We start from the raw sequence: 7974 nt of genomic DNA, 5'->3' as shown, positions 1-7974 counted from the left end.
GATTCGAACTCCCGACCGCCTGGTTCGTAGCCAGGTACTCTATCCAACTGAGCTACGGGCGCCCTGCGACAGGAGCGGAATTATGCGGATGTCGGCGCGTACCGTCAACAGTTTTGTGAAAATTTTCATCCAACTGAATGAAAAAGCTGTCAGCTACGGCCTCCGGCGCCTTCAGCCACGCGAAATGATCGGCGCGCGTGCCCAGTTCCTGCGCGGACAGCACGCGCAGCTGCGTGTCCACATTCGGCAGCTTCGCCAACAGCGTCTGCATCGATCCGGTGGGAGCCAACCAGTCGTGCTCCATCAGCACCGCCTGTGCGCTGCCATGCACGCGCGCCATCTGCGCATCGAGGTCTTCGTCCATGCCAGCCGCGGCGTAGTGGTTGTTCAGGCCCACGCGTGCCCAGTCGGCAATCAGTCCGCGCGCTTCGGTGCCACCAAAGCCGAGGCGACGGCCATGCAGCACGCCCTGGCGCTGCGCGATCCACGGCAGGAAGCGGTAGACCAGTGGCAGCAGCCAGCCACGTGGTGGCGGGAACCCGCGCCAGAACGGTGAGCCACTGGCGGCCAGCCACAGCCGATTGAAGCAGTGCGGGTTGCGGCCGGCATGCACGCAGGCCAGCTGCCCACCGAGGCTGTGTCCACCGATGACCCAGGGCAGGGCACCGGCGTCGTCGTCCGCTGCGGCCAGTACGGCCTGGCTGCCCGGCAGATCCTGATCGAGCACCTCGCGATAGCCCCAATCCTGTGTACGTGACGGACGCAGCGAACTGCTGCCATTGCCTCGCCACTCATGCAGGTACACCGCCACGCCTCTTGCTGCCAGCGCTTGTGCCAGCGGCACGTAGTGACGCGCGGCCACGCCCAGTGCCGGCAGCCACAGCAGGCGCGCGACGGGCTGTGCAGGCACGCAGGCGATCACTTCGTAGCGATGGCCGTCGTCGCACTGCACGGCGAGGACGCTCGGCGTCAGGCTCATGCGTGTGGTGCCGCGCCGAAGTGATCGAGCACCAGCACCTCGCTGCGGCCGGGGGCATAGCCCTGCTGCAGGCCGCGTGCAACGTAGTCGATACCGGCTTCGCAGGCGTTGGCCAGGCTCAGGCCGTTGCACAGCTGTGCGGCGATGGCCGAGGCCAGCGTGCAGCCGGTGCCATGTGCGTCCAGCGGCAGGCGGGCGTGGATGAATTCTTCGCTGCTGACGCCGTCGAAGTAACGATCGATCACGCGATTGCCCTCATGCAGGTGGCCGCCCTTCAGCAGCACGGCGCCGGCGCCGAGGTCGAGCAGGGTGGAGGCCGCCTGTTCGGCGTCATCGCTGTTGCCGATCTTCCGGCCGATCAGGAGTTCTGCTTCCGGCGTATTCGGTGTAACCAGCGTCGCCAGCGGCAGCAGGCGTTCACGCATGGCCTTGAGCGCACTTTCCTCCAGCAGGCGTGCGCCGCTGGTGGCGACCATCACCGGGTCCAGTACCACGTGCGGCGGGCGATGCTTTTCCAGTGCATCGGCGACGGCATGGATCACTTCGGCGTTGGCCAGCATGCCGAGTTTCACCGCATGGATGTCGAAGTCATCGAAGCAGGCTTCGATCTGTGCCTGCAGGAAGGCGATCGGTGGCACGTGCACGGCGGTGACGCCACGGGTGTTCTGTGCGGTCAGTGCGGCGAACACGGCCAGGCCGTGCACGCGGTGCGCGGCGAAGGCCTTGAGATCGGCAGGGACGCCAGCGCCGCCGCCGGAGTCGGAGCCGGCGATGGTGAGGGCGGAAACGGGAGTGGTCGGACTCATCGGTTGATTGTGCCGTGGTCCAGCAGGGGAAGGTAGATCCACGCCATGCGTGGATGCCTTTGATTCAATGCCGCCAGCGCGCCCACTGCTGGTACAGCACATAGCCCAGCCCGGTCAGGCCGGTCAGCAGGGCGGGGGCGAGCAGGGCGTCGTACTGCCAGCGCATGAACAGCCAGGCGCCGAGGATGCCGCCGGCGAGGAAGCCGCTGATGATCAGGCCGCTGAGGGTCAGCCGTCGTACCTGCAGCGGCAGCCCACGCAGCAGGTGGCCCAGGCCGATGCCGAGGTCGGTGAACATGCCGCTGAGGTGGGTGGTGCGCACGACTGCGCCACTGAAGGTGGTGGCCATCGCGTTCTGCAGGCCGCAGGCCATGGCGGCGGCCAGTGCGCCCCAGATCTGGTGCTGTTCGAACAGCGGAATGGCCACCAGCAGCAGCGCCGATTCCAGTGCCAGCGCCACGCCGTAGCGGCGGCCCAGCTGCAGGGCGCTGTCCTGGATCAACAGGCCGCTGAGCATCGCGCCCAGCGAGAACGCGATCAACAGTCCCCACAGGTGGCCGACCGCGCGCCAGTCACCCTGGGCCAGCGCCATGCCGAGCTGGCTGGTGCTGCCGGTCATGTGGCTGACGGCCTGGTGCTCGAAACCGAGGAAGCCGACCACGTTGACCATGCCGGCCACGCACGAGAGCGCGACCGCGCCGATCCAGACCCAGGTGGGCAGGCGTATTCCCATCGGCGGGGCCCTTCAGGGCCCGCCGAAGCCGCCGTTGAACTGCAGCTCGCTGAAAGTGTTGCTGGCCGGGTCGAACACCGCGCCCCAGAACTGCGTGCCGCCGTCACAGACGCGGATCGCTTCGCGTGCCGGATTGATGCCGCTGTCGTTGGGCAGGTGGAAGGCGTTGATGTAGATCAGCCGCTTGCCCGCGCTTTCGATGCCGACGTACTGGCGGTCGAAGTCCAGCACCTTTGGTACCTGTGCCTCCAGCGACGACAGCTGCGCTTCCAGCTGATCGATCTGCTGCCGGCTGGGCGCCCAGTAGCCGCTGACCCGCCCGGCCTCGCGGCCGGGACTGGCGCGCGAGCAGGTGTCGAGCACCTGCGCGGCGATGATCGGGCGGGTGACCACCCAGGACTGGCCGGTACGCTCGGCGGTCGGCACGCTGGCCGGGCCGCGCGTGGTGGTGCAGGCGCCGAGCACGGCTGCGAGTGTGATCGCAGCCGTGGGCAGCAGCAGGCGGGTGCAGCGTTTCACAACACCTCCGAAGCGTAATCGGCCAGGCGCGAGCGCTCGCCACGGCGCAGGGTGATGTGTGCGCTGTGCGGCCAGTTCTTGAAGCGATCCACCGCGTAGGTCAGGCCCGAGGTGGTCTCGGTCAGGTACGGGGTGTCGATCTGCTCGACGTTGCCCAGGCAGACGATCTTGGTGCCGGGGCCGGCACGGGTGATCAGCGTCTTCATCTGCTTGGGGGTGAGGTTCTGTGCTTCGTCCAGGATCAGGTAGCGTGACAGGAAGGTGCGGCCGCGCATGAAGTTCATCGAGCGGATCTTGATGCGGCTGGCCAGCAGGTCGTTGGTGGCCTGGCGGCCCCAGGTGCCGCCTTCCTGGTTGTGCGTGAGCACTTCCAGGTTGTCGGTCAGCGCGCCCATCCACGGCGTCATCTTCTCTTCCTCGGTGCCGGGCAGGAAACCGATGTCCTCGCCGACGCTGACCGTGGCGCGGGTCATGATGATCTCGCGGTAGCGCTGCTGGTCCATCGTCTGCGCCAGGCCGGCAGCCAGCGCCAGCAGGGTCTTGCCGGTGCCGGCGGTGCCCAGCAGCGTGACGAAGTCGATCTCCGGGTCCATCAGTGCATTGAGCGCGAAGTTCTGCTCACGGTTGCGTGCGCTGATGCCCCATACGGCATGGCTGCCATGGCGGAAATCATCGACCAGCGACAGCACCACCTTGCCGTCACCGACCACGCGGCTGACGCGCAGTTCGACTTCGTCTTCGCCGGGCAGGTAGACGTACTGGTTCGGGTACCACTCCTCGCCGTCCTGCGCCAGGATTTCGTAATGCGTGCGGCCCTTGTCGCTCCAGCTGCGCAGGTCGTCGCCGTGGCGCTTCCAGAAGTCTTCCGGCAGCTCGGTGGCGCCGGTGTAGAGCAGGCTGAAATCGTCCAGCGCGCGGTCGTTCTCGTAGTCCTCGGACACGATGCCGGCGATGGCGGCCTTGATCCGCAGGTTGATGTCCTTGGAAACGAACACCACCGGCAGGTCCGGGGTTTCTTCCTTCAGGGCCAGGATCGCGCCGAGGATGGCATTGTCGGGAATGACCTTGCCAAAGCTCTTGCCCGCGTCGAAATGGCTGGTCTGGAAGCGCAGCTTGCCGGCGCTCTGCTTGCCGCGCAGCTGCAGGCCATTGGGGCGCTGCAGCGGAATGCCGTCGGCCAGGTTGTCCAGGCCGGATTCCTGCACCAGCTCATTGAGGAAGCGGCTCACCTGGCGGGCGTTGCGGCTCGCCTCGGAAGTGCCCTTCTTGCCGTTGTCCAGCTCCTCGATCACCTGCATGGGCAGGTAGACGTCGTGCTCCTCGAATTTGAACAGCGCGGTGGGATCGTGCATCAGCACGTTGGTATCCAGCACGTAGATGCGCTTGCCTCGGGTCATCGTCGATTCCTGGTTACGGACAGGGAAAAACCACCACGGCCTGCTGCGGGGCAGGGTGATGGCAGACACAGTAGGCAGTGGGACTCACTTGGACTGGGAGGCCTTCAGTTCGGCGAGAACGGCATCGGCATGGCCGGCAACCTTGACCTTGCGCCAGGACTGCACGATGCGGCTGTCGGGGGAAATCAGGAAGGTGCTGCGTTCGATGCCACGTACCTGCTTGCCGTACATGTTCTTCATCTTGATCACGTCGAAGGCGCTGCACAGCGCTTCGTCGCCATCGCTGACCAGCGGGAAGTTGAAGCCCTGCTTGGCACAGAAGTTGTCGTGCGACTTCACCGAGTCGCGCGAGACACCGAGTACCACCGCGCCTGCCTTCTTGAACTTCGGCAGCAGTGCGTTGAAGTCGATGCCTTCGGTGGTGCAGCCGGGGGTGCTGTCCTTGGGATAGAAGTACAGCACCAGCCAGTGGCCGGCGTAGTCGCCGAGAGTGGCCTGTTCGCCACCGGACAGCGCCAGCGGCAGGGAGAGGGTGGTGCTGTCCAGGGTATCGCCGTTGTTCATGAGGTCCTTCTGTCGAGCCTGGGTTCTTTCTACGACAATTGCATGAAACGCCACGCGCCCGTGAGAGGCGCGCGAAGAATCAGAATTTCATCGGGTCCATGATCGCGTCCAGGTTCAGGTGGTCGCAGAATTCAAGGAAATCGTCGCGCAGCGCGGCGATGTGCATGTTGGCCGGCACGCCGATGGTGACCTGTGCACTGAACATCTCCGCACCGGTCTGCATGGCGCGGTAGCGCGTGCTCTGCAGGTTCTCGATGGTGATGCCCTGGCGGTCGAAGAAATCGGCCAGCTGGAACAGGATGCCCGGCTTGTCGGCGGCGATCACCTCGACGATGTACGGCAGCAGGTTGGACTGCGCCTGTTTGGCCGCGGTGCGGTACCAGACCAGCTTCAGGCCTTCCTCGCGCTCCAGCCGGGTCAGCATCGCCTCCAGCTTGGCCACCGAGTCCCACGAGCCGGTGGCCAGGGCGGTGACCGAGACATCGCGGCCGACCGTGGCCAGGCGTGCGTCCACCAGATTGCAGCCGCTGTCGGCGATGCGGCGGGTCACGGACAGCAGGGGGGACTCCGGATGCGTCGTGTAGGCGTTGATCAGGAGGTGGTTTTCGCTCGGCGCGGGGCGCGGGGTGGTGTCGGTCAAGGCGATTCCGGGTAATGCATGCGTTAGTCTGAATGCCCGCCAGAGGCGGGGATCCACCGGTGTCCAGCATACTTGCCCGTGCTTTCGCGCCGCAAGTAACATTCAGGTCAGCCCCGGCCTTTCGTGGCGGGCGTTTTCCCTTCCCAGCCAAGAGCAGCACGTCCTTGTCCCTTTCCGGCCTCATCACCGCGCTGGCGACCCCGTTCCGGGCCGACGGCGCCCTCGATCCCGACGGTTGGCAGCGCCTGCTGCACCTGCAACTGGAAGGTGGCGTCCATGGCGTTGTCGTTGCCGGCTCGACCGGCGAAGCGGCCACCCTCACCGATGCCGAGTACGACCTGCTGCTGGCCAGTGCGGTCGAGCGCATCGGCGGCCGCATCCCGGTCATGGCCGGCACCGGCCTGTCCGGTACCGCCAAAACCATCGAACAGACCCGTCGTGCGGCCGCGCTCGGCGCCAGCCACGCGCTGGTGGTCACCCCGCCGTACGTACGGCCGACCCAGGCCGGCCTGATTGCCCACTACCGCGCGGTCGCCGACCAGGGCGGGTTGCCGGTCGTGCTGTACAACGTGCCCGGCCGTACCGGTTGCGACATGCAGCCGGAGACCGTGGCCGAACTCGCCAGCCACCCCAACATCGTCGGCATCAAGGAGGCGGTGGGCGACACCGGCCGGGTGCAGGCGCTGCTCGCCCTGCGCAGCCCGCAGTTCGCCGTGCTCAGTGGCGACGACGGCACGGCGGCGCGCTCGATCCAGGCCGGTATCGATGGCCTGATCTCGGTCGGCTCCAACGTGCTGCCCGGCGCCTACCGCCGGATGTGCGAGCTGGCCGCCGCCCACGACCACGAAGCCACCGGGTCCTGGGATGCGCGCCTGCAGCCATTCCATGATTTCTGCGGTGTCGAGCCGAACCCGATTCCGGTCAAGGCGCTGCTGCGCCGCATCGGCATCGGCCACGACCTGCGCCTGCCGCTGCTGCCGCTGTCGGCGCCGCATCATCCGGCGGCCGACCACCTTGCCGGCGACATCGCCGCCCTCGAAGCCCTTTCCAGCCACTGACCTTCCGTCTTGGTCTGACCCAGGAGATTCACATGCGTCAATCCGTATCCACCGTCCGCGTGCTGTCCTACGCCCTGCTTGCGGTGGCCGTTGCCGCCGGCACCACCGGCTGCTTCAAGCGTGGCGTCAAGGGCGACTACGCCCTGGCCCCGGAAATGCGTCCGCTGGAAGTGCCGCCGGACCTGAACCTGCCCAACGCCACCAGTGACAACAAGGTGCCGACCCTTGCCTCGGCGACCAAGCCGGCGGCCCCGGTGGCTGCGGCCCCGGCCGTGGGAAACACCGGTTTCACCATCGCCGGCGGCAAGGACGAGGCTTTCGCCAAGGTCGGTACCGCGCTGGAAGGCGTGGAAGGCGTGACCATCGCCAGCCGCGCACAGCTGCTGGGCTCGTACGACGTGGCCTACGAAGGCAGCAACTTCCTGGTCCGCGTAGTCGCCGTCGATGCCGGCGCCTACATCTCCGCGGTCGACCCGCGTGGCCTGCCGGCCACCGCCGAAGCGCCGGTGAAGCTGATCGCCGCGCTGAAGGCGAAGCTGGCCCAGTAAGGGCCGGTCGGGTCGGTGGGGGCCCAGGTCCGCACCTGCCCGGGTAGAGGCCGACCTTGGTCGGCGCTTCTGTGCCAACCAAGGTTGGCACCTACCGGATCGCGCGGTTGGCAGATACCGGATCGCAAGATTGGCATACCGGATCTTGCGGTTGGCGGTTACCGGAAAACAGAAAAGGGCGCCCGTGGGCGCCCTTTCGTTGCCGCCGTCGGCGCTTCTCAGCGCTCGAGCAGCTTCAGCTTGTCCGGCTTGCCGTCCCATTCGCCGGCGTCGGCGGGCGGGTCCTTGCGCACGGTCAGCACCGGCCACTCCTTCGCCAGCTCGGCGTTGAGGGCGACGAAGCTTTCCTGGCCGGCAGGAACATCGTCCTCCGGGAAGATCGCGTTGACCGGGCATTCCGGTTCGCAGAGGGTGCAGTCGATGCACTCATCCGGGTCGATCACCAGGAAGTTCGGGCCTTCGTGGAAGCAATCCACGGGGCATACTTCCACGCAATCGGTGTGTTTGCACTTGATGCAGTTTTCGGTGACGACAAAGGGCATGGGCTGGGGGTGGATCGATTCCTGAACCCGCCAATTCTAGAACAGGTTGGCCCCCGGTGTCGGTGCGGGGCGGAAATCGGGCGTCTGGCAGGCGCGGCCGTGGTGGTCATTGGCGGCAGGGCGAGGCCTGTGCGACGCTGCCGGTCAGCCGGCTGCGTCGGATGGCCGGACCCCTTCCCAGCAGGATC

General features: G+C 66.7%; 10 protein-coding genes. 2 read left to right on the top strand and 8 right to left on the bottom strand.

Annotated elements, in window-relative coordinates:
* Positions 1–52: 52 nt before the first annotated feature.
* The 7 genes from AC13GF_RS20740 to AC13GF_RS20710 form a co-directional block, all read right to left on the bottom strand.
* Positions 53–979: an alpha/beta hydrolase family protein gene (locus tag AC13GF_RS20740; protein ID WP_483005830.1), complete on the bottom strand. Its 927-nt coding sequence runs from the start codon at positions 977–979 to the stop codon at positions 53–55.
* Complete coding sequence (gene thiD, locus AC13GF_RS20735; RefSeq protein WP_483005829.1) at positions 976–1785, bottom strand: bifunctional hydroxymethylpyrimidine kinase/phosphomethylpyrimidine kinase; 810 nt, start codon at positions 1783–1785, stop codon at positions 976–978. The genes AC13GF_RS20740 and thiD overlap by 4 nt, the downstream gene beginning before the upstream one ends.
* 64 nt (positions 1786–1849) lie before the next feature.
* Positions 1850–2518 (bottom strand): YoaK family protein, encoded by a 669-nt coding sequence (locus AC13GF_RS20730; RefSeq protein WP_012479756.1) that lies wholly within the window; start codon positions 2516–2518, stop codon positions 1850–1852.
* A 12-nt stretch (positions 2519–2530) separates the two neighbouring features.
* Positions 2531–3037 (bottom strand): hypothetical protein, encoded by a 507-nt coding sequence (locus tag AC13GF_RS20725; protein WP_483005828.1) that lies wholly within the window; start codon positions 3035–3037, stop codon positions 2531–2533.
* The gene (locus tag AC13GF_RS20720; RefSeq protein ID WP_010484287.1) at positions 3034–4434 is read right to left on the bottom strand and encodes a PhoH family protein; all 1401 of its coding nucleotides are present in this window, start codon (positions 4432–4434) and stop codon (positions 3034–3036) included. Before AC13GF_RS20720 ends, AC13GF_RS20725 begins: the two co-directional genes overlap by 4 nt.
* An 84-nt stretch (positions 4435–4518) precedes the next feature.
* Positions 4519–4998 (bottom strand): peroxiredoxin, encoded by a 480-nt coding sequence (locus AC13GF_RS20715; protein WP_049445310.1) that lies wholly within the window; start codon positions 4996–4998, stop codon positions 4519–4521.
* Between the two features lie 79 nt (positions 4999–5077).
* Positions 5078–5638: a glycine cleavage system transcriptional repressor gene (locus tag AC13GF_RS20710; protein WP_005409051.1), complete on the bottom strand. Its 561-nt coding sequence runs from the start codon at positions 5636–5638 to the stop codon at positions 5078–5080.
* Between the two features lie 164 nt (positions 5639–5802).
* On the opposite strand from AC13GF_RS20710, the gene dapA reads away from it, so the two are divergent.
* Both dapA and AC13GF_RS20700 read left to right on the top strand, forming a co-directional pair.
* Positions 5803–6696: a 4-hydroxy-tetrahydrodipicolinate synthase gene (dapA, locus tag AC13GF_RS20705; protein ID WP_126929215.1), complete on the top strand. Its 894-nt coding sequence runs from the start codon at positions 5803–5805 to the stop codon at positions 6694–6696.
* 32 nt (positions 6697–6728) lie between these two features.
* A complete protein-coding gene (locus AC13GF_RS20700) occupies positions 6729–7244 on the top strand; it encodes a hypothetical protein (RefSeq protein WP_006432432.1) in 516 nt (171 codons plus the stop codon).
* 218 nt (positions 7245–7462) lie between these two features.
* On the opposite strand, the gene fdxA is transcribed toward AC13GF_RS20700, so the two are convergent.
* Complete coding sequence (gene fdxA / locus AC13GF_RS20695) at positions 7463–7786, bottom strand: ferredoxin FdxA (RefSeq protein WP_004153066.1); 324 nt, start codon at positions 7784–7786, stop codon at positions 7463–7465.
* Between the last annotated feature and the right edge of the window lie 188 nt (positions 7787–7974).

It is taken from the genome of Stenotrophomonas sp. 22LJNL06-5-1 (assembly GCF_056861455.1).
Note: the sequence above shows the minus strand (reverse complement) of the source record. Positions and strands in the feature narration are given on the sequence as shown.

What these genes read in the sequence shown, in the direction of transcription:
- fdxA (WP_004153066.1), bottom strand. Translation starts at nt 7,786, where the DNA reads ATGCCCTTTGTCGTCACCGAAAACTGCATCAAGTGCAAACACACCGAT.
- AC13GF_RS20740 (WP_483005830.1), bottom strand. Translation starts at nt 979, where the DNA reads ATGAGCCTGACGCCGAGCGTCCTCGCCGTGCAGTGCGACGACGGCCAT.
- AC13GF_RS20720 (WP_010484287.1), bottom strand. Translation starts at nt 4,434, where the DNA reads ATGACCCGAGGCAAGCGCATCTACGTGCTGGATACCAACGTGCTGATG.
- AC13GF_RS20700 (WP_006432432.1), top strand. Translation starts at nt 6,729, where the DNA reads ATGCGTCAATCCGTATCCACCGTCCGCGTGCTGTCCTACGCCCTGCTT.
- AC13GF_RS20715 (WP_049445310.1), bottom strand. Translation starts at nt 4,998, where the DNA reads ATGAACAACGGCGATACCCTGGACAGCACCACCCTCTCCCTGCCGCTG.
- AC13GF_RS20730 (WP_012479756.1), bottom strand. Translation starts at nt 2,518, where the DNA reads ATGGGAATACGCCTGCCCACCTGGGTCTGGATCGGCGCGGTCGCGCTC.
- thiD (WP_483005829.1), bottom strand. Translation starts at nt 1,785, where the DNA reads ATGAGTCCGACCACTCCCGTTTCCGCCCTCACCATCGCCGGCTCCGAC.